Here is a 23,377-nt window from a genome sequence, read left to right on the forward strand (position 1 = left end):
ATTTTTTCCATCCCGCCAGCCCGAGCGCGCTTCTGCGGGATGACGACATTGGCTCGCGCATCAGCAGGCGGGCTATTTCAGCATATGAAGGTAACGCGGTGAATATTCAGACTCTTCTTTCCGACAAAGTCAGTCAGGCAATGATCGCGGCAGGCGCCCCTGCCGATTGCGAACCGCAGGTTCGTCAGTCTGCTAAGGTGCAATTTGGCGACTACCAGGCAAACGGTATCATGGCCGTGGCGAAAAAGCTCGGTCAGGCACCGCGTCAGCTGGCTGAGCTGGTGATCCAGCATCTTGATCTGCAAGGCATTGCCAGCAAAGTTGAAATCGCCGGTCCCGGCTTCATCAATATTTTCCTCGATCGCCAGTGGCTGGCGGCGCAGGCGGCACAGGCGCTGACATTACCGCGTCTCGGTGTCAGCAGCGTGACTCCGCAAACCGTGGTTATCGACTACTCGGCGCCTAACGTGGCGAAACAGATGCACGTCGGCCACGTACGTTCCACCATCATCGGTGATGCCGCGGTGCGTACGCTGGAGTTTCTCGGCCACAAGGTGATCCGGGCTAACCACGTCGGTGACTGGGGTACCCAGTTCGGTATGCTGATTGCGTTCCTTGAGAAGCAGCAGAACGAGCATCACGACGATATCGCCCTCGCCGACCTCGAAGCCTTCTACCGCGAAGCGAAACGCACCTACGACGAAGATGAAGCCTTCGCCGAGCGCGCACGTAGCTATGTGGTGAAACTACAGGGTGGCGATGAATATTGCCGCACCATGTGGAAGAAGCTGGTCGACATCACCATGAGCCAGAATCAGGAAATTTATGATCGCCTGAACGTCACCCTGACGCGCAAAGATGTGATGGGTGAAAGCCTGTACAACGACATGCTGCCAGGCATCGTGGCTGATCTGAAAGCCAAAGGTCTGGCGGTAACCAGCGAAGGCGCAACCGTGGTATTCCTTGATGAGTTTAAAAACAAGGAAGGCGAACCGATGGGCGTGATCGTGCAGAAAAAAGATGGTGCCTATCTCTACACCACCACCGATATCGCCTGTGCGAAATACCGTTACGAAACCCTTCATGCGGACCGCGTGCTGTACTACATCGACTCCCGTCAGCATCAGCACCTGCAACAGGCGTGGACCATCGTGCGTAAAGCTGGCTATGTGCCGGATAGCGTGCCGCTGGAACACCATGCGTTTGGTATGATGCTGGGCAAAGATGGCCGTCCGTTCAAAACCCGTAGCGGTGGCACCATCAAGCTGGCTGACCTGCTGGACGAAGCGGTAGAACGTGCGCTGGCGCTGGTGAGCGGCAAAAACCCGGAGATGACGAAGCAGGAGTTGCAGGATCTGGCGGAAGTCGTAGGCATTGGCGCGGTGAAATACGCCGACCTGTCAAAAAGCCGCACCACCGATTACATCTTCGACTGGGACAACATGCTGGCGTTCGAAGGCAACACCGCGCCTTATATGCAGTATGCCTACACCCGCGTGCTGTCGGTATTCCGCAAAGCCGGTATCGATGCCGACAGCCTGCAAGGCGAGATTGTGCTGACCGACGATCGTGAAGCCCTGCTGGCAACGCGTCTGTTGCAGTTCGAAGAAGTGATCACCCTGGTAGCGCGTGACGGTACGCCGCATGTGATGTGTGCCTACCTCTACGATCTGGCAGGCCTGTTCTCTGGCTTCTACGAACATTGCCCGATCCTCTCAGCGGAAGACGCGCAGACGCGCAACAGCCGCCTGCAACTGGCCGCGCTGACCGCGAAAACGCTGAAACAGGGTCTGGATACCCTCGGCATCAAAACCGTCGAGCGTATGTAAGCCATGCCTGACCGCCCATCCGCAGTGATGGGCGGTTAGCTAATATTGCATTAAAGAGCAGCCATCCTCAGCCGATACTGGTTTTCATCAATGGATGAATCTGAGGAGCAAAATGAAACGAATCCTGTTGGCCGCTCTCTTGTTAGGGACGGTGCCTGTGGCTTTTGGCGCTTCATTTGATTGCAATAAAGCCGCTGGCTTTACTGAGCTGACCATCTGCACCACCCCTTCACTCTCCACGTTAGATACTCAACTAAACACCCTTTACAACACCGCGCTACAGCAACAACCGCAAAATAAAACGCTGTTACGCAAATCACAACTTGCCTGGCTCAGGGACATAAGAAACAAAGCCACCACGATTCAGGATCTGGAAACCGCTTATCAGGGGCGCATCAGAGACCTTACGACCCTGACTGGCGGAAAGGCAGCGTCTTCGCCCGCAGCGCCCGTCCAGCCTGTGGCAACACCAGCGGCGGCACCCGCCAAATCCCCTCTTGAGATAAAAGCAGAATCGGGTGATGTCGCCGCACAAACTGAGTTAGGCATCAAACTGAGTGACGGCAATGCCCAACAGCAGCAAGCGGCGCTGGTCTGGCTGGAACCGGCAGCCAAAGCTGGCAATATCGCGGCGATATCGCGCCTGGGTTATCTGCTTACCTACGGGGAAGGCGTGGAGAAAAATATCCCCCGGGGAATTCAGCTTACGCAGCAGGCTGCAACAGCGAATAATGCTGAAGCGCAGATAAATCTCGGTTACAGCTACGGCAAAGGAATCGGGGTCACTCAGGATTTACAACAAGCGTTGTTGTGGTATGAGAAAGCGGGTCAAAATGGCAGCCCTCTGGCGGCAAGGAATATTCAGGCGATAAAATACCAGATTGCACAGCAGGAAAAATATCAGGATGGATTTACCGCAATTATTACTTGTGGCCCGGTGGCCAGCGGAAATTATGTCGATAACTGCTTCAATGATAGCGACTTAAAAATCACGCAAAACAGTATGACGACGCTTTATAATATGAACAGTGGTCATTATCCCAGCCAGGCTGGAGAATCCAAAAGTGATGGCCTGCATATTCTATTGACGAAGAGTTTCACGCTGTTTGCGCAAAATAGCATGGATAATGACATTCTCTCGGTGAAAATTGTCCGGAACAGCACCGGCGAAGTGGTTTATCAGGATCAGGCATCAAAATATGGCGTCATAAAAGTGCAGAATTAAACCGCGCTCGGTAAATACCGGCTTGCCAGTGAATAACTGGCAAGCATCCTGCGCTAAAGCGTGCCGTTACTGATAATTCACCATCACTTCACTGCTCACCACCCGCAAACCCGGCGGCATCGCACCTCGCCCGGTAAATCCAAACGCCAGATGCAGAGTTTCATCCGCTGCCACATGCGCCAGTCCACGCGTGGTGCCGCTTGCGCCATCCAGCAGCACGCAGCGCTGGCTGGCGCACAGGCGAACCACCAGCCCGGATGGCGCCGGGCGGCTGAGCTGATAGCGCCAGCTAACCTGCGAGATATACCCCTTCACCGGCGAACTGGCGCGCAGCGGCGGTGACGTAAGCCAGTTGTTGCGCGCACCCAGACTCGGCCCGCTGGCGCTGGCATGCCACGCGCCGTCGGCGGCGACCGCCCACAGCGGCAGCAACAGGAATAACCCCGGCCAGACGCGGCGCATCTTATTTGCCTCCGATGGTGGCGGTCATACGGATCTGACGGTTATCGGTCAGTTCCATATTGGACAACACCACCAGCTGCGGCAGGTTGCGACGCAGGAAACGCGCCAGCAGCGCACGCAGCGGATGGTTCACCAGCAGCACCGGCGGCGCACCCATCATCTCCTGACGTTGCAGGGCATCCTGTGCCTGATGCAACAGACGATCGGCAAGGCCCGGCTCCAGGCCGCCACCGCCCTGCAATGCCTGCAACAGCAGACGTTCCAGCGTGGCGTCAAGGCCAATCACCTGCACTTCCCCGTTGCCAGGGAACCACTGCTGGGTGATGGCGCGACCCAGCGCCACACGTACCACGCTGGTCAGCTCCTGGGCATCGGTCTGCACCGGCGCGTGTTCTGCCAGGGTTTCGATAATGGTGCGCATATCGCGAATCGACACGCGCTCGGTCAGTAGGTTCTGCAACACCTTATGCAGCGTGGTCAGGGTGATAACACCCGGCACCAGATCTTCGGTCAGCTTCGGCATTTCCTGGGTCACGCGATCCAGCAGCTGCTGCGCTTCCTGACGACCAAACAATTCGCTGGCGTACTGCCCGATCAGATGGTTGAGATGCGTCGCCACCACGGTACTGGCTTCCACCACGGTGAAGCCCTGAATCTGCGCCTGTTCTTTCAGCGCGCTATCGATCCAGATCGCCGCCAGGCCAAATGCCGGATCAACGGTCGCTTCACCAGGCAAGGTGCCCGCTGCGGTGCCAGGGTTGATCGCCATCCAGCGGCCCGGATAGGCATCTCCGCTGCCAATCTCCACCCCTTTCATCAGAATGCGGTAGCGCGCAGGCGGCAGTTCCATATTGTCGCGAATATGCACCACCGGCGGCAGGAAGCCGACGTCCTGCGCCACTTTTTTACGGATACTGCGGATACGTCCCAGCAACTCGCCATTTTGCAGGTGATCGACCATCGGAATCAGACGATATCCCACCTCCATCCCGAGACTGTCTTCCAGCTGCACGTCAGTCCAGGAGGCTTCGATCGTGGCAGGCGTATCCTGGCTTTTCACCAGGCTGGAGGTTTCCGTCTGTTTCTTCGGCTGCATCTCACGACCGCGCAGCCACCACGCCAGGCCGAGCAACGCGGCGGTGAACAGCAGAAAGACAAAGTTCGGCATCCCCGGCACCAGACCGAGCAGACCAATCACCCCGCCGCTCAGCATCAGCACGCGTGGGTTATTAAACAGCTGGCCCACCATCTGCTGACCAACGTCCTGATCGGTGCTGACGCGCGTCACGATGACACCGGCTGCGGTGGAGATAACCAGCGCCGGGATCTGCGCCACCAGGCCGTCACCGATGGTCAGCAGCGTATAGGTTTCCGCCGCATGACCGAGATCGAGACCGTGCTGCACCACGCCCACCAGCAGGCCGCCGATCACGTTGATCACCATGATCATGATGCCGGCGATGGCATCACCGCGCACAAACTTACTGGCGCCGTCCATTGAACCGTAAAAGTCAGCTTCCTGGGTCACTTCAGAACGGCGGCGTTTGGCTTCGTCTTCGCCAATCAAACCGGCGTTGAGGTCGGCGTCAATCGCCATCTGTTTACCGGGCATCCCGTCGAGCACAAAACGCGCGCCCACTTCCGCGATACGTCCGGCACCTTTGGTGATAACCATAAAGTTGATGATCACCAGGATGATGAACACCACGATACCAATGGCGAAGTTGCCGCCCACCAGGAAGTGACCGAAGGCTTCCACCACGCGTCCCGCTGCGTCCGCGCCGGTATGGCCGTCGAGCAGGATGATACGGGTAGAGGCCACGTTCAGCGCCAGACGCAGCAAGGTGGAGAACAGCAGAATGGTCGGGAATGCGGCAAATTCCAGCGTGCGCTGGGTGAACATCGCCACCAGCAGCACCATGATCGACAGGGCAATGTTGAAGGTAAACAGCAGGTCGAGGATAAATGCCGGCAACGGCAGCACCATCATCGACAGGATCATCATGATCAGCACCGGACCGGCCAGTACCTGCCATTGCGTGTCTTTAAAATTGCCCGGTAAACGCAGCTTTTCGGCCAGATTAGCCATCGTTTCTGTTCTCTCCTGGAATGTCCATCTCTGCCGGGACCGACAGGTTTTTTGGTTTCTTCGGTATCATGCCGCCTTCACGCTTCCAGCGTCGCAGCTGCCAGACCCACGCCAGCACTTCTGCCACCGCCGCATAAAGGGCGCCGGGAATAAACTGACCAATTTCGGTGTGCCGATAGAGCGCACGCGCCAGCGGCGGGGCTTCAAGAATCGGTACGCGGTGCTCTTTGCCCAGTTCGCGAATTCTCAGCGCCACATCGCCCGCCCCTTTGGCGATCACCTTGGGTGCGCTCATTTTCTTCTCGTTATATTGCAGTGCGACGGAGTAGTGCGTCGGGTTGGTGACGATCACATCGGCCTTCGGCACGTCAGCCATCATGCGGCGACGGGCCGCTGCGCGCATCGCCTGGCGAATACGTCCTTTGACGTGGGGATCGCCCTCCTGCTGTTTGAATTCATCGCGAATATCCTGGCGCGACATGCGTAACTTTTTATAAAAGCTATAGAGCTGCCAGAAAACGTCGAAGCCAACCATCGGGATCATGCCAAGCATGGTCAGCGCGCAGCAGACGGCGATCATGTTCATGCCGTGCTGCAACGCGTTCATCGGCGATTCGCTGATTAAACGCAGCATCTCCTGCCAGTGCGACCAGACGTACCAGCCAGCGACGGTTCCCACCAGCGACGCCTTCAGCACCGCTTTCAGTAACTCCGCCCAGGTCTGGCCGGAGAACATGCGTTTCAGACCACTCAGCGGATTGAGTTTGGTGAAATCCATCTTGATCGATTTGCCGCTGATCACCAGCCCGCCCAGCAGCATTGGAGCCGCAATCGCCACCAGCACCAATCCCGCCATCAGCGGCAGCAGCGCCATCACCGCCTGACCGATCAGGCTGCCGATATGTGCCACAATCACCTTGTCATCGGTGACCATGCCGTGGTCAAAACGGAACCCGCTGGCAACCATCGACGCCAGGCGTCGTGCCATGCTGGTACCGCCCATCCACAAAATCATGATGCCCGCCAGCAGCATCAGTAATGATGTCAGCTCGCGCGAACGCGGTATCTGCCCTTCCTCTCGTGCTTTTTCAAGTCGGTGGGGTGTGGGCGATTCTGTTTTGTCATCGTCGCTCTCTTCAGCCACGACATACCTCTGCTGGCAGGAATTCTGAGCATAGAATGCCAAAAGGCGGCGGGTCTAAAGCGTGGATTAAAGGGGGAAAACGTCAGTTTATTTAGCCATAAGTTAAATTGCCGCCGCCGGGCCGTGATGGCGACGGCGCGGGCTGTCGTGCCGCCGCGCTTATTACGGGCCTGTCGCCGGATAAGGCATAAAAAAAGGCGTCCTCCCACATGTCATTACACGGGGCCGGACGCCTTTATCCAAAGCACTCGTTCTGCCGTTGCTGGCAAAACAAATGCACAATGTCAGCAGAAATATTGCAAAGGCTGTGCCAGAACGTCGGATGGCTACATTTCAGACAGTTAGCCTATTTGCCTCGCCGGCCGCCGAAAAATGCGCACTGTGCTGACGCAAAATACGCACAATCTTTGTGCAATTAACCCACAAACGCTATCGCGCTGTTCTGCTGGTGAATAACCTCACGGAGTAAAAGGCTTAGCAAAAGCCATGCCGGAACCGCAGTTGCCGTTGGCTGAAAGCGCCGCGTTAATTCTGAAAATGAGAAAATTGTTTACTGACGCAATCTTTTTTTACCTGATAAAATAGATTAATCTTATTTACCATTTTTTCCGGGTGCCAACTGACGCCGAAAGCCGCTGCGCAGGCCCGCGGGGCGCTCAGCAGCAAATAAGTTAAATCGGCTTAACTATCCCCCGTCGCACGCTTTTTTTCTCACCTGATAACCCGGTGGTTTTGCCCGCTAGCACGGGATTTCCTGCGGTGCAATGGTTTGAATTCTCAAAAGTCTTAGGTAGACTGATCAGAGCACTATCTTTCTGTAATCTGACTGTTTTTTTGATGGCATTCTCGCTGCATAATCTGGCTGTCTGCATCCGTCTCCGGACGCGCAGGTCGGCGCATTATGCAGTTAATCTGATGAAATTTGAGGATCATGGTGAATAAGAGTCTTGTGCTAACGCTGCTGGCGGTGCTCACTCTGGCGGGTTGTAAAGCGCCACCGCCGCCAGTCACTGATGACACCCTGATAACCAGTGAAGTCAATGGGGTCAAACTGGTTCATCGTCATGCGGTGGCAGCACCTGGTGAATTCACACCGGTCAATGAGAGCTTCCGAGCTTTGTATGGCGCATCGATCATGACCACCCCCGACTACGGTGGCAAAGTGGTGCGTTATCTGGAAACGGGTAAAACCTTTGAAGTGCTGGGCCGGGTCGAACACAGCTGGCTGGCGATTGCTGATGAAGCCCAGGGTCAGCTGGTTGGCTACGTGCCGCCAAAAGCGGGCGTAGAGAGCAGCCGTTATGATGCCACCCTGCGTAGCGACCGCCCGCGTCCCCGCCGCAGCAAACAGGTCTGTGTTGATGTGGGGGGCGCCAGCAAGGCGTGCCGCACCAATGATACCGCGACCTGGATCTTAGACTAACCATGAAATCCGGCGCATATTGCCCGCAGATGCCTCACTCTCTGCGGGCAGAGGGTTCCACTATTGCCTGGAAGATCGAGATTTAATGACTCAGGAAGCGCTTGCCCGTGATGTTACCGTCACGGGCAATGATAACCTTTTATTAACTGCCGCAGCGCCAATCCTCAATGCCGTCGTTCAGATTCGGCAGGCCGCCACACATGACGACCCCGCTGGCCTGCGCCAGCTGCTGATTGAAGAAATCCGCCAGTTCGAACAACGTTGCAAACAAGCCGGTTTGCCTTTTGAGATGATCATCGGCGCGCGCTATTGCCTGTGCAGCTTGCTGGATGAAGCGGCGGCCCAAACCCCGTGGGGGACGCGCGGCGTCTGGTCCGGCAACGGTATGCTGGTCACCTTCCACAATGAAAGCTGGGGCGGCGAGAAAGTCTTCCAGCTGCTGTCGCGCATCTCGCAAAGCCCGCAACAACATCTGTGGTTGCTGGAAGTGATCCATTACTGCCTGCTGCTGGGCTATGAAGGCCGCTACCGTGGCAGCGACAGCGGTCGCGCCCAGTGCGAGGTCATTCGTAAGCGTCTGGCACAGCTGATCACTGAAACCCGCCCCGATAACGCCGCCGCGCTGGCGCGTCTGGTGGAAGTTCACCCGCTGGTCAGCACCTTATCGCGCCCGATGGTGCCGCTGTGGGCCTGCATCACGCTGGCCGCGCTGGTGGCTTGCCTGATCTACAGCGGCCTTAACTGGCGGCTGGGCAACGCGGCCGAACCGCTGCTGCGCGCCATCTATCAGACGCCGCTGCCACAAATCATGCCGGGACGCCGTCCGACATCGCCCCAGGCCCTGCTCGACCTGCATCAACGTCTTAATGATGTGATCGCCGCCGGACAGCTGGAGGTCAGCGATGGCGCGTTCGGCAGCAAGGTGATCATTCCTGCCGATAAGCTGTTTTCTGCGGATGGCACGGTGGTGAATCAGGTGGGTCGCGCGCTGCTGGCGCACGTTGCCAGTGCGATGAAATCGGTAAAAGGCACGGTGCTGGTGTCAGTCTACACCGACAATCGTGCGGTAGATGGCCGTTTCGCTTCCAGCTATGAGTTCTCTTTTGCCCGCGCCCGCGCCGTGACGCAGTTGCTTAATCCGCAGCTGGCCGAGGGGCACAGCGTTAAAGCCGAAGGCCGTGGCGACAGCAATCCGCTGCTGCCGAATGACAGCAATGAAAACCGCGCGCGTAATCGTCGGGTCGAGATCACGCTGTTTGCCGCACCGGAAACCCTTAGCAATCATCAGGGAGGCCAGTGATGCGCGCATCACTTCAGCATCTGTTAACCCACCGTCTGCTGTGGAGCTTTATCGGCGTCACCGCCCTGAGCTGCGTGCTGTGGATCCTCGGGCCGCTGTGGAGCTGGGGCGATACCCGCCCGCTGGAGCCGGTGTTGCCGCGTCAGCTGGTGGTGGGTTTGCTCTACCTGTGCTGGGTACTGTTCCAGTTTATCCCGACCCTGTGGCGTGCCTGGTTCAACAGCAAATTGCTGAACCGCTTGCAGGCGGTCAGCAGCGAAGAACTTTCCGACCGCCAGGCCACAGAAACGCTGCTGACCCAACGCTTTAACGAAGCAGCGCAGCGGCTAAAACGCAGCCAGTTTGGTCGCCGTCAGCGCCAGGGCTGGCTGGCGCGCTTTCAAAGCCACTACCTTTATCAACTTCCCTGGTACGTAATTATCGGTGCGCCAGGGGCCGGTAAAACCACCGCGCTGCTCAACGCCGGGCTGGAATTCCCGCTCACCGACAGCCTCGGCAAAGCGGCCGTCCGCGGCGTGGGCGGTACGCGCCATTGCGACTGGTGGTTCACCGACAGCGCGGTGCTGATCGACACCGCCGGACGTTACGCGCTACAGGAGAGCCAGCGCGCGCGCGACGCCAGCGAATGGCAGAACTTTATTCATCTGCTGAAACGCTATCGCACCCGCCAGCCGATTAACGGCGTGATTATGACCATCAGCGTGGCCGATCTGCTGACCGACTCAGCAGAAGCGCGTCACGCGCAGGCCAGCGCGTTGCGTCAGCGGATGGTCGAGCTGCATCAGCAAACCGGTATCCACTTCCCGGTGTATGTGATGGTGACCAAGACCGACCTGCTGAAAGGATTTATGAGTTTTTACGCCGCGCTGAATAAGCCGCAGCGCGATGCGGTGTGGGGATTCACCTTTCCATGGGAGCCGGGCAAACCGCATAAAGATGACTGGCACCGCAGCTTTAGCCAGCAATATCACCTGCTGGAGCAGCGCCTGCAACAACAGCTGGCCGGGGTGATGGCGCAGGACCGCGATTTGACGCAGCGCGCCGACAGCTTCCTGTTCCCGCAGGAGTTCAGTTCGCTGCGTCCGCTGCTTAACGAATATCTGGATGTGGTATTTTCCGGCCACCAGGATGCGGTTGCCTGGTCAGCGCGTGGCCTGTTTTTCACCAGCGGCACCCAGGAAGGGTTGCCGTTTGACCGCATCATGGGCGAGCTGAACCGCAAATTACAGCTACCGCAGGCCGGTCAGCACACCATCGCCGCCTGGGATAGCGTCAATCGCAGCAGCCCGATCCCCGGCACCAAAGGCCAGAGTTTCTTTATCCGCGACCTGCTCAGCGAGCTGGTATTTCGTGAAAGCGGACTGGCGGGCAGTAACCGCCACTGGGAGTACCGTAACCGCCTGTTCCACTGGATTGGTTACGGCGTACTGACGGGCGCGCTGCTGCTGCTCTCCTGTCTGTGGCTGACCAGCTACTTCCAGAATCAGCGTTACCTTGATCAGGTCGCCGCGCGCATCGCACCGATTACCCGGCAAAGCCAGCAGGTGATTCATCAGCCTGCGGATAATATTTTTGATCTGCTACCCTTCTTAAATAACCTGGTTAAATTGCCGTTGTCGGATCGCTTTTCCCTCGACAATCCGCCGCTTACCATGCGCGTCGGCTTGTATCGCGGCAATCAGGTCAGCGACGCAGCCTGGGTGCTTTATCAAAATGCCCTTAAGTCTTTATTGCTGCCGCGGGTGGCCCAGCAAATCACCAACTTGCTGCGCGATGACCCCGGCACCGATAACGAATACAGTCGCAACGCGCTGCGCGCCTATCAGATGCTGTATCAGCCCCGCAATTATGACGGCGAGTTTTTGCGCGGCTGGTTGATGCAAAATTTACAACGCACGCTGCCAGAGGATGTCAACGCGCGCGATCTGCAACAGCTGGACTGGCATCTCAGCCAGTTGCTGGATCAGCAGATTCAGTCTTCGCCTTATGCCCGTGACAATGCGCTGATGATGCGTAAGCTTGCGGAAAATCTGAAAAATGCTGGTCAGAGCGGCAATACGCTGACGCTCGCGCCGCTGAAGGCTGCACAGCGATTGACCGGACACAGTGAGTAATGGTGAGGTAACGATGGCGACACATACCGCCCCCGGCTGGTACGGCAAGTTGCCGACCACCGGTGATTTCCTGCGCCAGCGTCTCAGTGAGAATAGCGTGACGCCCTGGAGCCACTGGTTTCAACAGGGGTTGCTGCACTGGCATCAGCAGGAGAATGCCAGCACCCAGCATTTTTTGTCCGCGCCGGTGTGGAACTTCGTCTTACCGATTTCGCCGGTGCGTCAGCAGGTGCAGATGGGTTGCCTGCTGCCATCGTGCGATCGCGTTGGCCGCGCCTGGCCGTTGCTGGCGCTGCGCAGCTTTCCGCTGAGCCAGTGGCACGCATCGCAGCTGGCGATTTCCGGCGACTGGTTTCAGGAACTGGGTGTGACGCTATTGCGTGCGGTGCGTGAGGCGCAGACCGCAGACGAGCTGGAGGAGGCAATCCGGCAGATCTCACCGTTGCTGGTGCCGGAAAAACGCCGCTCGGACATCATGGACGTGATTGGTTTTGCCGATTTGCCCTGCACGCTGAGCTGGCGTGAAGTGGCGGATCGTTTTGATCCCCAGCAGCACATGAGCTACTGGTGGAGTAATCGCAGTGACGGTTTTGCTCATGCCACCCATAAACATAGTGGCCCACTCACCGCGCAACTTTTTTCATTATTGTTTAACCCGGCGTCGGGTGCGCAGCCGGGACGTAACGGTCTCTATCCGCCCATGTTCGAATAGACCGGGACGCTTGCCCTCTGAAAACGGGAAGACTCATGGAATTTACCATTGTGCAGTGCAATACGGATGTGCCCGCAAAAACGGTGGCCTTTAAGCCACCCGGCGGCACCATCGGCCGCAGCCAGGATAACGATCTGGTGCTGCCGGATGAATCGCGCGCCATTTCGCGCCTGCAGGCACTGGTACATCTGTCACCGGATGGCGACTGCCGTCTGACTAATCAGGGCAGCGTCACCTCGGTGGTGCTCAATGGCGTCGCTTTGCAGCGCGGTGCGCAGGTGCAACTGCAACACGGTGATGCGCTGAAAATTGGTGATTATGGGCTGGAAGTGCGCGATCCGGCGCGCACTCAGGCGCAGAAAGACGATCCGCTGGCCTTCTTTGCCGCCAGTGAGAACGACCCGCTCGGTATGCTGGACAGCATGGTTGCCGAGGTGATGCCAGAACCGGCGCCGTCACGTCACGAACGTCATAACGATGCCCGTCTGGCTATCGATCCGCAGGGCGATTCTTCTGCCCTGCCCGCGGTGTTGCCCGAAGTCGGTCAGGACAAGCTGATTGCCGCGCTGCTTGACGGCATGGGGCTGAACAATGGTCATCAGACGCCGATGAACGAGGAACAAATGCGTATCACCGGCCGGATGCTGAGCCTGTTCTCGCAAGGCACGGTAGCGCTGCTCTCCTCACGCTCGATTCTGAAACGCGGCGTCAAAGCCGATATGACGATGATCCTCAACGAGGCCAATAACCCGTTTAAAATCCTGCCGTCCGGCAAAACCGTATTGATGCAGATGTACCAGAGCCAGATGCCGGGCTTTATGCCGCCGGAAGCGGCAGTCCGGGATGCGCTGGTGGATTTACAAGCGCACCAACTGGGGATGATTGCCGGTATCCGCGCCATCATTGCGGCGATGCTGCAATCGTTCAACCCGCAGCGGCTGGAAGATCAGGCGCGCCAGGATGGCGTGATACCGAAAATGCCGTTCGCCAGCAGCCGGAAAGCGGCCCTGTGGGATCACTTTTCCCGCCATTATCAACGCACCGCCGGTGAGATCGAGGACGATTTTCATACGCTGTTCGGCGAAGCGTTTCTCCACGCCTACGATATGGAAGTCAACCAATATAAAGACTCGCAGACGCGGACCGAAGACGCATGAAGATGATGTTTGCCAGCCGCTGCCAGCAAGGTATGCGCGATGAAAATCAGGATCGCACCGGCGCAAAGCTGGACGACCGCAAAGCCTGTTTTTTAGTCTGCGATGGCGTTGCTGGCTTACCGGGGGGCGACCTGGCGGCGCAGCTGGTGCGTGACACCCTGTTGCAGGCCATACAACACAACGAAGCCTTCAATCCGGAAGTGACCCATGCGGCGATTGAGCATTGCCAGCAGGTGCTGCTGGAGGCGCAGGGAAAGAATCCGAATTTTTCCCGCATGAGCACCACGCTGGCAGCCCTGTTTATCGACCGGGAAAAACAGCTGGCCTGGTGGGCGCACGCAGGTGACAGCAGGGTTTATCACTTCCGTCATGGCGTGCTGAGTCAGGTAACGCGTGACCACAGCCTGGCCCAGCAATTACGTGAAGCTGGCTATGAAAATACCGGCATTAACAGTAATTTACTCTATAATGCGCTCGGTGTTGAACCGGCGCGTCCGGCCACTTTTAGCGATGTGATTGCGCTGGAGGATGGTGACGCGTTCCTTGTCTGTACCGATGGATTCTGGCTCAATCTGACCACCAACGAAATGGAACAGGCACTGCGCATGGTGAATGCCTGCGAAGAGTGGCTGGCATTGATGGAACAAGCCGTTAACCGCAGCGTGAAAAGCGACAATCTCAGTGCTCTGGCCATCTGGATTGGCGAACCGCAGGAAGCAACGCTGCTTTATTCCCAGGCTGATGCGGCACGTTTTCTGCCGTCACGTTATTGATCCCAAGGATTCATATGAAATTTTGGTTGCCGGGCTTAGCGACCCTGCTGCTGGCCCTGAATGCACAGGCTGAAGATTATCGGGTGGTCTATTCGCCGAGCCTCTCGCTGGAAGTGTATATCGATGACGTGGCAAGTAATGCGCCGAATGACTGGTGTAAAGAGACGCTGCCGCTGCGCATTGTCTCCGGCAAAAGCACCGATTCCGGCGTGCTGACCAGCTTTCTGCCGCGCGTGGGTACGCTGCTGGCGAATCAGTGCGGCACGCTGGATGTGATCCCGTGGCAGATGACCAACAAAGAGGGCAGCGTACTGGCGAACGGCAGCGCTACCAAAGTGCAAAACTGGCGACCGATTGTGCTCAACGATGCCACGGCCAGCGCCAGCAGCGCGACTGCCGCGCCGCTCGATTTATCGCGTCCAGCCGATAGCACGCCGCTCCAGCATTTTGCCCTGCCTGGCGGCTGCCACTTCCGTACCTGGTGGGATGATAAAGGCCAGTCGCTGTTTATCCCCGATAATCCGCAGCAGCATTGCTCGACGGAAGGCTGGCTGGAAGGCGCCAGTGAACTGAAATTGATGAGCGGCGGCCAGACAAGTTCGTTGCCGGTGAATTTTTACCAGGGGTATCCCATCGCCAACCTTAATCTGAGCGGCCCTGCGCTGAACGTGGTGGCGGTGAATAACCAGCGCATGATCGTGACGCGCCCGGATGCTGAAGATAGCTGGCTGGTGCTGCCATTTGACGCGCAGCAACACGTCTGGCACTTCACCGGCACGCTGCTGATCAAGATGGACAAGACCGCTGGACAGGATAACGATGCCGTTAAAAAGCGGGTTGAAACCTTACGTGGCGTTTGGTCGCCACAGTTTATGCCACAGCAAAAAGTGACTGTGTTACTGATTGACACCCTGCATGCGGATCTCGCCGATCCGGCTATCGGTGCCTGGCGTAACATTAATTAATTAGCGGTCGTCGCCCCTGTGATCCAATGACGGGGCGCTACAGGACGTGTTCAGAGAGTTCACTATGTCGGCAAACGAAAACCAAAAGGTACCCAACGCCCTGCCCGCGGGCTACCGGTTCAATGAGTTCGAAATCAAGGAAGTGATTGGCGGCGGCGGCTTTGGCATTGTCTATCGTGCCTGGGATCATCAGCTGGAACGCACCATCGCCATCAAAGAGTATATGCCGGTGTCGCTGGCGGTGCGTGCTGCCGACCTGTCGCTGGAGCTGCGCGGCGAACGTTTCCAGAAACTGTTCAACGCCGGGCGTAATAGCTTTATTCAGGAGGCCCGCCTGCTGGCGCGCTTTAACCATCCTGGCCTGCTGCATGTGCTGCGCTTCTGGGAAGAGAACGGCACCGCCTATATGGGCACGCTCTACTACAGTGGCATGACGCTGAAAGAGTGGCAGATGACCAGCCCGGAAAATATCAACGAGGCGTGGATCCGCCGTCTGCTGCCGCCCCTGTTTGGTGCCATCAATACCATCCATCAGGCGGGTTATCTGCATCGCGATATCTCGCTGGATAATATCCAGATTCAGGAAAATCAGTTGCCGGTGCTGCTTGATTTCGGCTCCGCACGCAAAGAGATTGGCAACCTCTCCGATGAAACCGAAATCATGCTGAAACCTGGCTTCGCCCCGATCGAGCAATACAGCGAAGAAGGCGAAGGCGAACAGGGCCCCTGGACCGACATCTATGCGCTTGGCGCGGTGCTGCACAGCCTGATTACCGGCCATGCGCCGCCGGTGTCGGTGGTGCGCTGCATCGAAGATAATTTCCAGCCGCTGGTTGAACGCAAACCTGAAGGTTTCTCGCTGCCGCTGCTTCATGCCATTGACTGCGCGCTGGCGATGAAGCCTGCTGACCGGCCGCAATCCATTGATGCATTTGCCTGCCTGATCGATTTGCCGGTAAGCGATGTGGAAGCACTGATGACCAGTTTCCCGGTCGTCAGCGAGACGCCAATGGAGGTGGAAGCGCCCGTTGTAGCGCCCGAACCGCAGGTGATGGCGGTCAACCATGCGGCAGCTGCCATCGAGCCGGTCACGTCGCGCAACGTACGCCGTTTATCGCCGGGCCTGCTGGCGGTGGCTGCGGTCGCCGTGCTGGCGGTGATCGTCGCGGTGTGGAAGGTCAATCACCGTAATACCGAGACGCCGGTGGTCGCGTCAGCGACTCCGGCGTCGGCGGAAGCCAGTAAACCGGCCACCAGCACGCCGATGCTGGCCACCATTTACCTGCGTTTGCAGAGCGGGGAAAATATCGTGCTGAATGGTAAAGCGCAGGACGTGAAACCCGCCAGCAGCGGCTATGCCTCGCTAAATCTGGCGGCGGGTCAGTATCGCATTGAGGTTCATAATGGCAGCCAGGTTCACAGTCAGTCACTGACCATTGATAAACCTGGCACCTGGCTGATTAATCCCGGAAATTAAGACGACAGGCGCGCTGTGCTTTGTTGCAGCGCCCTGACCTCACGGGCAAGCACGGTGAGGCCCTCTTCCTGCATACCGCGTCTGGCCAGTTCCTGCTCCAGCGAGAAAAGATATTGCGCGTTGGTGCCGAGCGGTCCGCTGGCCTGGGCAATCAGCGGGGCGATGGTGCCGGGGCAGGAGTCCGCTTCAAACAGCGGATGACGCGGGTCCATAATAAACACCAGCGCCGACACGCTGCGACCATCGTCCAGCTTCAGCTCACACCAGGTGGGCAGATAGCAGCCGGTGATCATCTCACGCTTCCACAGCAGTTCCAGCTCTTCATGCAGGCGCGCTTCCGGCAGACGAAACGCCAGCCCGCTGGTGGTCCCGCCCTCTTTCAATGCCAGCATCCGCCCCGGATGCGATGCGGTACCGCGCCCGGCAACCAGACGCAGACAGAAAGCACGGTGCCAGCCCTCAAGATACCCTGAGGCCACTTCTTCCGCTTCAAACACCGGGTTCCACATCAGCGAGCCGTAGCCGAAAATCCATACCGGACTTTGGTCAGGGCGACAGGCGAGCGTCGCAGCAAGCGAAGCAGCACGCTGTTCACAGCTCCACAGCAGCGCATCCTCAATATCACCAAATGATGTTTTACAATCCGCTTTTAATAAAAATTCCCGGGTTAGCAATGCGACCTCCTCAACTACCCTGACATCCTGTCGGTTTGGCTCCTCTGGAACTGATGACATGGCCTGTAGCAGGCAATTTGCCGCCTTTAATGAAGACATTAATCCATTTGTCACAATTTTTTCAAGGTTGATGCCGATCACAAAGGGTAAATTACCTGAAAATAGCATCGGCGGCCTGGCATGAAACTTGAGCAGAAGAGATGAAAACAGTGAAGCGGGTCAGAATGACCCGCGCAGAACAGATTAATGCTTGAGGTGCCACTTATCGTCGTCGCCCTTCTGGTACTCTTTTTTGACTGCCGCCCAGGCCACTTTGTGTGCCACTTCTTCACGCGAATCATCATCGCGACGATCTTCTTTATCGCGGTACTGATCCCAGGCGCTGTTGAACGCCTTCTGGTAGATGGCCTGCGCATGGGCGGGCAATACGTGACGCACGCTGTCAGGCAGTTCTCGTGTTGATGAATAAGGCATAGTTCCTCCCTTTCTGAAACACGTAATAAGTCTGGAACAGATGAACAAAAACGCAAACACCTACTTTTGACAGGTTAATACTGAAAACCCATCTCAACATGAATTATTACTAAGATATCCAGCTAAAAATGGCGATTATCAGCAAATTTAACTGATAAATACGAACCCTTAAGCCAATGAAAAATAGCCATAGAATTCAGATAACCCACAAATTCACTGAAATTTAATTGAAATCGTCATAAAGTAAAATCCCGTAAAGATGCAGCAGCAGGAGTGATGAAAAGTTACACTGCGCGTCGCTGTATAAGTCATTATATTTATCAGGCACTGATGGCCTGATTTTGTTCTTATTGCCGGAGAGGATGGTGAATGGCTACACAAGAGAAGACCCGACATACTGAGTATTCCCTGATTTTCCCGATTGCCGCGTTGGCAGTTCTGAGTTTTTTGGGTGGACAAACCGGCCTGCTGCCCATCATTGGCATCAACCTGCTGGCGCTGGTCGCCATCCTGAGCAGTGCGTTCAGCGTGGTGCGTCATGCGGACGTGCTGGCGCATCGTCTGGGTGAACCCTACGGTTCGCTGATACTCAGCCTGTCGGTGGTGATTCTGGAAGTCAGTCTGATTTCAGCGCTGATGGCCACCGGCGATGCCGCACCCGCCCTGATGCGCGACACGCTTTACTCAATCATTATGATTGTCACCTCAGGTCTGGTGGGGTTTGCGCTGCTGCTGGGCGGTCGCAAGTTCGCTACCCAATACCTCAATCTGGCCGGGGTGAAGCAGTATCTGATCGCCATTTTCCCGCTGGCGATACTGGTGCTGGTGTTTCCTAACGCGTTACCCGGCGGCAACTTCTCTACCGCTCAGGCGCTGCTGATTGCGGCGATTTCTGCTGCGATGTATGGCGTATTCCTGCTGATTCAGACCAAAACGCACCAAAGCCTGTTTGTTTATGAGCATGAAGATGAGAGCGATGATGGCGATCCGCATCATGGCAAACCGTCGGCGCACAGTTCTTTGTGGCACACCGCCTGGCTGCTTGTGCATCTGATTGCGGTGATCAGCGTGACCAAAATGAATGCCACCACGCTGGAGAGTTTGCTCACTGAGTTGAATGCGCCGCAGCAGTTCACCGGTTTCCTTGTGGCGTTGCTGATTCTGTCACCGGAAGGTCTGGGGGCGATTAAGGCGGTGCTGATGAATCAGGTGCAACGTGCGATGAACCTGTTTTTCGGCTCGGTGCTGGCGACCATCTCGCTGACGGTGCCTGCGGTGACGATTATCGCCACCCTCACCGGTCAGCAACTGGTCTTCGGTCTGGAACCACCGCATATGCTGATGATGAGCGCAGTGCTGATTCTGTGCCATATTTCGTTTTCCACCGGGCGCACCAATGTGCTCAACGGCGCGGCGCACCTGGCGCTGTTTGTCGGGTATCTGATGACGATTATGTTGTAAATCCCTGCGTTATTCGCCTGGTCGGTACTCATACCGACCAGGCAATAAAAAAGCGCCTTACGGCGCTTTTTTTTATCCCTCAGCAAATTAATTGCTGGTATCCAGCGCCGGGAAGCTTTTTACCAGATCATCAATCGCTTTCATCTGCACCAGGAACGGTTCCAGCTTGTCGAGCGGCAGCGCTGAAGGACCATCACACTTGGCGCTGTTCGGCTCCGGGTGCGCTTCGATAAACAAACCGGCGATACCTACCGCCATACCGGCGCGCGCCAGTTCTGCAACCTGAGCACGACGTCCGCCGGAGGCCGCACCAAACGGGTCACGGGTTTGCAGCGCATGGGTCACGTCAAAAATCACCGGGCTGTTGTTGGTGACGTTTTTCATCACGTTGAAGCCCAGCATATCCACAACCAGGTTGTCATAACCGAAGTTGCTGCCACGGTCACACAGGATCACCTGATCGTTGCCGCCTTCAGCAAATTTTTCCACGATGTTGCCCATCTGACCAGGGCTGACGAACTGCGGCTTCTTCACGTTGATCACCGCGCCGGTTTTCGCCATCGCTTCAACCAGGTCAGTCTGACGTGCGAGGAACGCCGGCAGCTGAATCACGTCAACCACATCCGCAACCGGCTGCGCCTGCTCCGGGGTGTGCACATCGGTAATGATTTTTACGCCAAAAGCCTGCTTCAGCTCCTGGAAAATCTTCATGCCCTCTTCCAGGCCTGGGCCACGGTAAGAGCGAATTGAAGAACGGTTAGCTTTATCAAAGGACGCCTTGAATACGTAAGGGATACCGAGTTTGTCGGTAACGGTTACGTAATGTTCGCAGATGCGCATGGCGAGGTCGCGGGACTCCAGCACGTTCATGCCGCCGAAGAGAACAAATGGCAGATCGTTTGCGACCTTGATATCGCCAATACTTACTACTTTCTGTGTCATGCCCTTTCCTTTTTCAGAGGTACGCTTAGTGCAGCGTGACCTGTTTTTGTTCAATTGCGTGGATCTGCACTTTAATCATTTCGCTCACCGGGTCTTCCGGACACTGTTCAACGAAGTAAGTAAGATCGTTAAGCGCGATATGTTCGCACTCCAGCTGAGCGTAAATTAAACCACGGTCGCGGATTTCATAGGGATCATCCGGATCGATTTGCAACAGCACCTGGCTGACATTCAGCGCCAGTTCCATCTTCTTCTCGTCCATCAGCGCCGCTTTCAGCGTATCGAGCATTTTGCGCATCACGCTGACGGTTTTCGCCTGATCGAGATCGTCCTGATAGAGCTTGGCGGTCGGACTGATATTGCCCTTCAGCCACACTTCCAGCGTATGGGTATCCAGGGTTTCGCCGTTGAACGGGTTGATCAGCCACATTTCGCCATCCAGCCAGTCGGCGCGCAGGATCAGCTGTGTCGGGAAAATCACCGGCATCAGCGGCAATTCCAGTTCTTCAGCGATATGCAGCAGGATCACGCCAAGCGACACGGCGGTCCCCTGGCGGCTTTTCAGCACCTTATCAATCCATAACGCATCCGACAGATTGTAAATGCCGCTGGCACCGCCAAAACCCCACTGGCGATAGAACAGCTCCAGCAGCTTCTCCAGTTGCAGATCGGCATTCGGTGTCGTGCTGACATAGGCACGCGCTTCATCAACCAGCGCGGCCAACTGTTGCTCAACGGATTGAGCAGAAAAATCATCGCGGATGGCGCAGGTGGCACCAATAACCGCTTCACTTAACGGTGTCTGACTGTAATCAAGTTGCTCTGGCGAGGTCATACTATCCCCAATAACGGCATTTTGGTCATCGCCAGTTTAATCACTACCAGCAACGCAACGACGGCGATCAGGCAGGCAATCCAGCGGGTACCCATCTTTCGCGGGCGACGACTTAATGCCACGGAACCTAAGGCGATGTAGATAATAACCCCTAACAGCTTCTCCGTCAGCCAGCTTCCTTGTGGTGTGAACGGGTAAAAGTGCGTAATCATGACCAACAGCACGCCGCTGAGCAGCAAAAAGGTGTCGTTGACGTGCGGCGCAATGCGCACCCAGCGGCGATTCAGCTGCGCGGAACCGGTGCATAACCAGTAAAAACGCACCAGAAACAGGCTGATGGTGATCAACACCGTGAGCAGGTGAAATTGTTTAATCAGCGGATACCAGGTAACCATCTTGCTTCCTTAATCAGAGAAATTGCCCAAGGGTGACGCGCGGATTACCGCCGTAATCCTCCACTGTTTGCACCGCCTGATAACCGTGCTGCGTCATCAACGCGCGCACCGCCTCGCCCTGCTGCCAGCCATGCTCCAGCAGCAGCCAGCCGCCAGAGACCAGCCAGCCGGGTGCGGTGCTGATAATCGCTCGCAGATCCGCCAGACCCGCATCGTCGGCCACCAGCGCGCTTAGCGGTTCAAAGCGTACATCGCCCTGCTGCAAATGTTCATCGGTGGCGTCAATATAAGGTGGATTACTGACAATCAGGTCTGCGCGTTGCGGGGGAAGTTCGTCGAACCAGTGGCTGAGAAAAAACTGCACGTTGGCGATATGCAGACGTTGTGCATTTTCCTGCGCCAGCGCCACGGCAGCGGCAATACGATCGCTGCCGATCACCTGACAATCAGGCCGCTCACTGGCCAGCGCCAGCGCGATGGCGCCGGTGCCGGTGCCTAAATCGAATAATGTTGCCGGCGTGGCAGGCAGATGGGCCAGCGCCTGCTCCACCAGCACTTCGGTGTCCGGGCGCGGGATTAGGGTCGCATCGCTGACGCGCAACGGCAGCGACCAGAACTCACGTTCGCCCACCAGATGGGCTACCGGCTCACCCTTTGCCCGTCGCGCCAGCAGCGCGTCCAACTGCTGTTGCTGAGCGTCGTCGAGCTGTGCATCGTCAAAGGCCACCAGCCAGCTGCGGGATTTGCCGGTGACAAACGCCAGCAAAATCTCCGCGTCGCGCTTCGGACTGTCGCCGCCACTCAGCGTGGCGACGGCGTGCTTCAGCCAGTGGCGAATCTCCATTAATCCTGTCCAGCCAGCGCAGCCAGCTGATCGGCCTGATATTCCTGCACAATCGGCTCAATCAGACTGTCCAGCTTGCCTTCCATGGTTTCATCCAGACGGTAAATCGTCAGGTTGATGCGGTGATCGGTGACACGCCCCTGCGGGAAGTTGTAGGTACGAATACGATCCGAACGGTCGCCGCTGCCCAGCAGGTTACGACGGGTGGAGGCTTCCGCTTCGTGACGTTTGGCCATTTCAGCCGCATGGATGCGCGCACCCAGCACCGCCAGCGCTTTGGCTTTGTTTTTATGCTGTGAACGCTCATCCTGACACTCAACCACGATGCCGGTTGGCAGGTGAGTAATACGGATGGCGGAATCGGTGGTGTTAACGTGCTGACCACCGGCACCTGAGGAGCGGAAGGTGTCAATTTTCAGGTCGCCAGGGTTGATATCCGGCAATTCGGCCTCCGGCAGTTCCGGCATCACGGCAACGGTACAGGCGGAGGTGTGAATACGCCCCTGTGATTCAGTTTCCGGTACACGCTGTACGCGGTGACCACCGGATTCGAACTTCAGACGACCATACGCGCCCTCGCCGTTGACGCGGGCGATGACTTCTTTATAGCCGCCGTGCTCGCCATCGTTACAGCTGACGATTTCCACCTGCCAGCGGCGCGCTTCGGCATAGCGGCTGTACATACGGAACAGGTCGCCCGCAAAAATGGCGGCTTCATCGCCACCGGTACCGGCACGGACTTCGACAAAGCAGGAGCGCTCATCATCCGGGTCTTTCGGCAGCAACAACACCTGGAGCTGCTGCTCCAGCACTTCGCGCTTTTCGCGCGACAGTTTCAGTTCTTCCTGCGCCATATCACGCATCTCAGGATCGTCGAGCAGCATCTCTGCCGTCTCAACATCTTCCTGTACCTGCTGCCATTCGCGGAAACAACGGGTGACGTCAGACAACTGCGCATATTCGCGCGAAAGTGCGCGGAAACGGTCCTGATCGGCAATCACGCCGGCATCGCCAAGCATCGCTTCCACTTCTTCGTGGCGTTCCTGGAGCGCTTCCAGCTTGGCAACAATAGAGGTCTTCAT

General features: G+C 57.0%; 21 protein-coding genes. 11 read left to right on the forward strand and 10 right to left on the reverse strand.

Going from position 1 to position 23,377, the window contains the following annotated elements:
* The first annotated feature begins 98 nt into the window (after positions 1-98).
* Complete coding sequence (gene argS, locus AC6I8V_RS11855) at positions 99-1,829, forward strand: arginine--tRNA ligase (protein ID WP_497842456.1); 1,731 nt, start codon at positions 99-101, stop codon at positions 1,827-1,829.
* 112 nt (positions 1,830-1,941) lie between these two features.
* A complete protein-coding gene (locus AC6I8V_RS11860) occupies positions 1,942-3,054 on the forward strand; it encodes a lysozyme inhibitor LprI family protein (protein WP_497842457.1) in 1,113 nt (370 codons plus the stop codon).
* Positions 3,055-3,120: 66 nt separating this feature from the next.
* Here the strand turns inward: AC6I8V_RS11860 and flhE are convergent, their stop codons facing one another.
* From flhE to flhB, 3 genes are read right to left on the reverse strand one after another with little or no spacing between them, the layout of a single operon-like run.
* Entirely contained in the window at positions 3,121-3,516 is a 396-nt protein-coding gene (gene flhE / locus AC6I8V_RS11865) for a flagellar protein FlhE (protein WP_497842458.1), read from the reverse strand.
* A gap of 1 nt (position 3,517) precedes the next feature.
* Complete coding sequence (gene flhA, locus AC6I8V_RS11870) at positions 3,518-5,605, reverse strand: flagellar biosynthesis protein FlhA (protein WP_497842459.1); 2,088 nt, start codon at positions 5,603-5,605, stop codon at positions 3,518-3,520.
* A complete protein-coding gene (flhB, locus tag AC6I8V_RS11875; protein WP_497842460.1) occupies positions 5,598-6,749 on the reverse strand; it encodes a flagellar biosynthesis protein FlhB in 1,152 nt (383 codons plus the stop codon). The genes flhA and flhB overlap by 8 nt, the downstream gene beginning before the upstream one ends.
* Positions 6,750-7,680: 931 nt before the next feature.
* Here flhB and AC6I8V_RS11880 point away from each other — a divergent pair.
* From AC6I8V_RS11880 to AC6I8V_RS11915, 8 genes are all read left to right on the forward strand, one after another.
* Positions 7,681-8,172 (forward strand): SH3 domain-containing protein, encoded by a 492-nt coding sequence (locus AC6I8V_RS11880; RefSeq protein WP_497842461.1) that lies wholly within the window; start codon positions 7,681-7,683, stop codon positions 8,170-8,172.
* Positions 8,173-8,257: 85 nt separating this feature from the next.
* Entirely contained in the window at positions 8,258-9,472 is a 1,215-nt protein-coding gene (icmH, locus tag AC6I8V_RS11885) for a type IVB secretion system protein IcmH/DotU (protein ID WP_497842462.1), read from the forward strand.
* The gene (gene tssM / locus AC6I8V_RS11890; RefSeq protein ID WP_497842463.1) at positions 9,472-11,586 is read left to right on the forward strand and encodes a type VI secretion system membrane subunit TssM; all 2,115 of its coding nucleotides are present in this window, start codon (positions 9,472-9,474) and stop codon (positions 11,584-11,586) included. The genes icmH and tssM overlap by 1 nt, the downstream gene beginning before the upstream one ends.
* Positions 11,587-11,599: 13 nt before the next feature.
* Entirely contained in the window at positions 11,600-12,298 is a 699-nt protein-coding gene (gene tagF, locus AC6I8V_RS11895; RefSeq protein WP_497842464.1) for a type VI secretion system-associated protein TagF, read from the forward strand.
* A gap of 35 nt (positions 12,299-12,333) precedes the next feature.
* On the forward strand, positions 12,334-13,455 hold the full coding sequence (gene tagH, locus AC6I8V_RS11900; RefSeq protein ID WP_497842465.1) for a type VI secretion system-associated FHA domain protein TagH: 1,122 nt from the start codon (positions 12,334-12,336) through the stop codon (positions 13,453-13,455).
* The gene (locus AC6I8V_RS11905) at positions 13,452-14,228 is read left to right on the forward strand and encodes a PP2C family protein-serine/threonine phosphatase (RefSeq protein WP_497842466.1); all 777 of its coding nucleotides are present in this window, start codon (positions 13,452-13,454) and stop codon (positions 14,226-14,228) included. The genes tagH and AC6I8V_RS11905 overlap by 4 nt, the downstream gene beginning before the upstream one ends.
* Before the next feature lie 14 nt (positions 14,229-14,242).
* Entirely contained in the window at positions 14,243-15,193 is a 951-nt protein-coding gene (locus tag AC6I8V_RS11910; RefSeq protein ID WP_497842467.1) for a hypothetical protein, read from the forward strand.
* Between the two features lie 64 nt (positions 15,194-15,257).
* Positions 15,258-16,670: a serine/threonine protein kinase gene (locus AC6I8V_RS11915; protein WP_497842468.1), complete on the forward strand. Its 1,413-nt coding sequence runs from the start codon at positions 15,258-15,260 to the stop codon at positions 16,668-16,670.
* Here AC6I8V_RS11915 and AC6I8V_RS11920 read toward each other — a convergent pair.
* Positions 16,667-17,344 carry a gamma-glutamylcyclotransferase gene (locus AC6I8V_RS11920; RefSeq protein WP_497842469.1) on the reverse strand — a complete coding sequence of 226 codons (678 nt, stop codon included), beginning with the start codon at positions 17,342-17,344 and terminating at the stop codon, positions 16,667-16,669. The genes AC6I8V_RS11915 and AC6I8V_RS11920 overlap by 4 nt on opposite strands.
* 243 nt (positions 17,345-17,587) lie before the next feature.
* Complete coding sequence (gene chaB, locus AC6I8V_RS11925; RefSeq protein ID WP_497842470.1) at positions 17,588-17,818, reverse strand: putative cation transport regulator ChaB; 231 nt, start codon at positions 17,816-17,818, stop codon at positions 17,588-17,590.
* Between the two features lie 369 nt (positions 17,819-18,187).
* Between chaB and chaA the strand changes: the two genes are divergently transcribed.
* Positions 18,188-19,279 (forward strand): sodium-potassium/proton antiporter ChaA, encoded by a 1,092-nt coding sequence (gene chaA, locus AC6I8V_RS11930; RefSeq protein WP_497842471.1) that lies wholly within the window; start codon positions 18,188-18,190, stop codon positions 19,277-19,279.
* A gap of 87 nt (positions 19,280-19,366) precedes the next feature.
* Here chaA and kdsA read toward each other — a convergent pair whose 3' ends face one another.
* From kdsA to prfA, 5 genes are read right to left on the reverse strand one after another with little or no spacing between them, the layout of a single operon-like run.
* Entirely contained in the window at positions 19,367-20,221 is an 855-nt protein-coding gene (gene kdsA, locus AC6I8V_RS11935) for a 3-deoxy-8-phosphooctulonate synthase (protein ID WP_497842472.1), read from the reverse strand.
* A gap of 25 nt (positions 20,222-20,246) precedes the next feature.
* A complete protein-coding gene (sirB1, locus tag AC6I8V_RS11940) occupies positions 20,247-21,056 on the reverse strand; it encodes an invasion regulator SirB1 (protein WP_497842473.1) in 810 nt (269 codons plus the stop codon).
* Complete coding sequence (locus AC6I8V_RS11945) at positions 21,053-21,451, reverse strand: SirB2 family protein (RefSeq protein ID WP_497842474.1); 399 nt, start codon at positions 21,449-21,451, stop codon at positions 21,053-21,055. Before AC6I8V_RS11945 ends, sirB1 begins: the two co-directional genes overlap by 4 nt.
* 13 nt (positions 21,452-21,464) lie before the next feature.
* Complete coding sequence (gene prmC / locus AC6I8V_RS11950) at positions 21,465-22,295, reverse strand: peptide chain release factor N(5)-glutamine methyltransferase (RefSeq protein ID WP_497842475.1); 831 nt, start codon at positions 22,293-22,295, stop codon at positions 21,465-21,467.
* Positions 22,295-23,377 carry a peptide chain release factor 1 gene (gene prfA, locus AC6I8V_RS11955; protein ID WP_497842476.1) on the reverse strand — a complete coding sequence of 361 codons (1,083 nt, stop codon included), beginning with the start codon at positions 23,375-23,377 and terminating at the stop codon, positions 22,295-22,297. Before prfA ends, prmC begins: the two co-directional genes overlap by 1 nt.

Source organism: Pantoea sp. X-Soil-TKNS-1207 (assembly GCF_059730485.1).

What these genes read in the sequence shown, in the direction of transcription:
- AC6I8V_RS11860 (WP_497842457.1), top strand. Translation starts at nt 1,942, where the DNA reads ATGAAACGAATCCTGTTGGCCGCTCTCTTGTTAGGGACGGTGCCTGTG.
- flhE (WP_497842458.1), bottom strand. Translation starts at nt 3,516, where the DNA reads ATGCGCCGCGTCTGGCCGGGGTTATTCCTGTTGCTGCCGCTGTGGGCG.
- flhA (WP_497842459.1), bottom strand. Translation starts at nt 5,605, where the DNA reads ATGGCTAATCTGGCCGAAAAGCTGCGTTTACCGGGCAATTTTAAAGAC.
- AC6I8V_RS11880 (WP_497842461.1), top strand. Translation starts at nt 7,681, where the DNA reads ATGGTGAATAAGAGTCTTGTGCTAACGCTGCTGGCGGTGCTCACTCTG.
- icmH (WP_497842462.1), top strand. Translation starts at nt 8,258, where the DNA reads ATGACTCAGGAAGCGCTTGCCCGTGATGTTACCGTCACGGGCAATGAT.
- tssM (WP_497842463.1), top strand. Translation starts at nt 9,472, where the DNA reads ATGCGCGCATCACTTCAGCATCTGTTAACCCACCGTCTGCTGTGGAGC.
- tagF (WP_497842464.1), top strand. Translation starts at nt 11,600, where the DNA reads ATGGCGACACATACCGCCCCCGGCTGGTACGGCAAGTTGCCGACCACC.
- tagH (WP_497842465.1), top strand. Translation starts at nt 12,334, where the DNA reads ATGGAATTTACCATTGTGCAGTGCAATACGGATGTGCCCGCAAAAACG.
- AC6I8V_RS11905 (WP_497842466.1), top strand. Translation starts at nt 13,452, where the DNA reads ATGAAGATGATGTTTGCCAGCCGCTGCCAGCAAGGTATGCGCGATGAA.
- AC6I8V_RS11910 (WP_497842467.1), top strand. Translation starts at nt 14,243, where the DNA reads ATGAAATTTTGGTTGCCGGGCTTAGCGACCCTGCTGCTGGCCCTGAAT.
- AC6I8V_RS11915 (WP_497842468.1), top strand. Translation starts at nt 15,258, where the DNA reads ATGTCGGCAAACGAAAACCAAAAGGTACCCAACGCCCTGCCCGCGGGC.
- chaB (WP_497842470.1), bottom strand. Translation starts at nt 17,818, where the DNA reads ATGCCTTATTCATCAACACGAGAACTGCCTGACAGCGTGCGTCACGTA.
- chaA (WP_497842471.1), top strand. Translation starts at nt 18,188, where the DNA reads ATGGCTACACAAGAGAAGACCCGACATACTGAGTATTCCCTGATTTTC.
- kdsA (WP_497842472.1), bottom strand. Translation starts at nt 20,221, where the DNA reads ATGACACAGAAAGTAGTAAGTATTGGCGATATCAAGGTCGCAAACGAT.
- sirB1 (WP_497842473.1), bottom strand. Translation starts at nt 21,056, where the DNA reads ATGACCTCGCCAGAGCAACTTGATTACAGTCAGACACCGTTAAGTGAA.
- AC6I8V_RS11945 (WP_497842474.1), bottom strand. Translation starts at nt 21,451, where the DNA reads ATGGTTACCTGGTATCCGCTGATTAAACAATTTCACCTGCTCACGGTG.
- prmC (WP_497842475.1), bottom strand. Translation starts at nt 22,295, where the DNA reads ATGGAGATTCGCCACTGGCTGAAGCACGCCGTCGCCACGCTGAGTGGC.
- prfA (WP_497842476.1), bottom strand. Translation starts at nt 23,377, where the DNA reads ATGAAGACCTCTATTGTTGCCAAGCTGGAAGCGCTCCAGGAACGCCAC.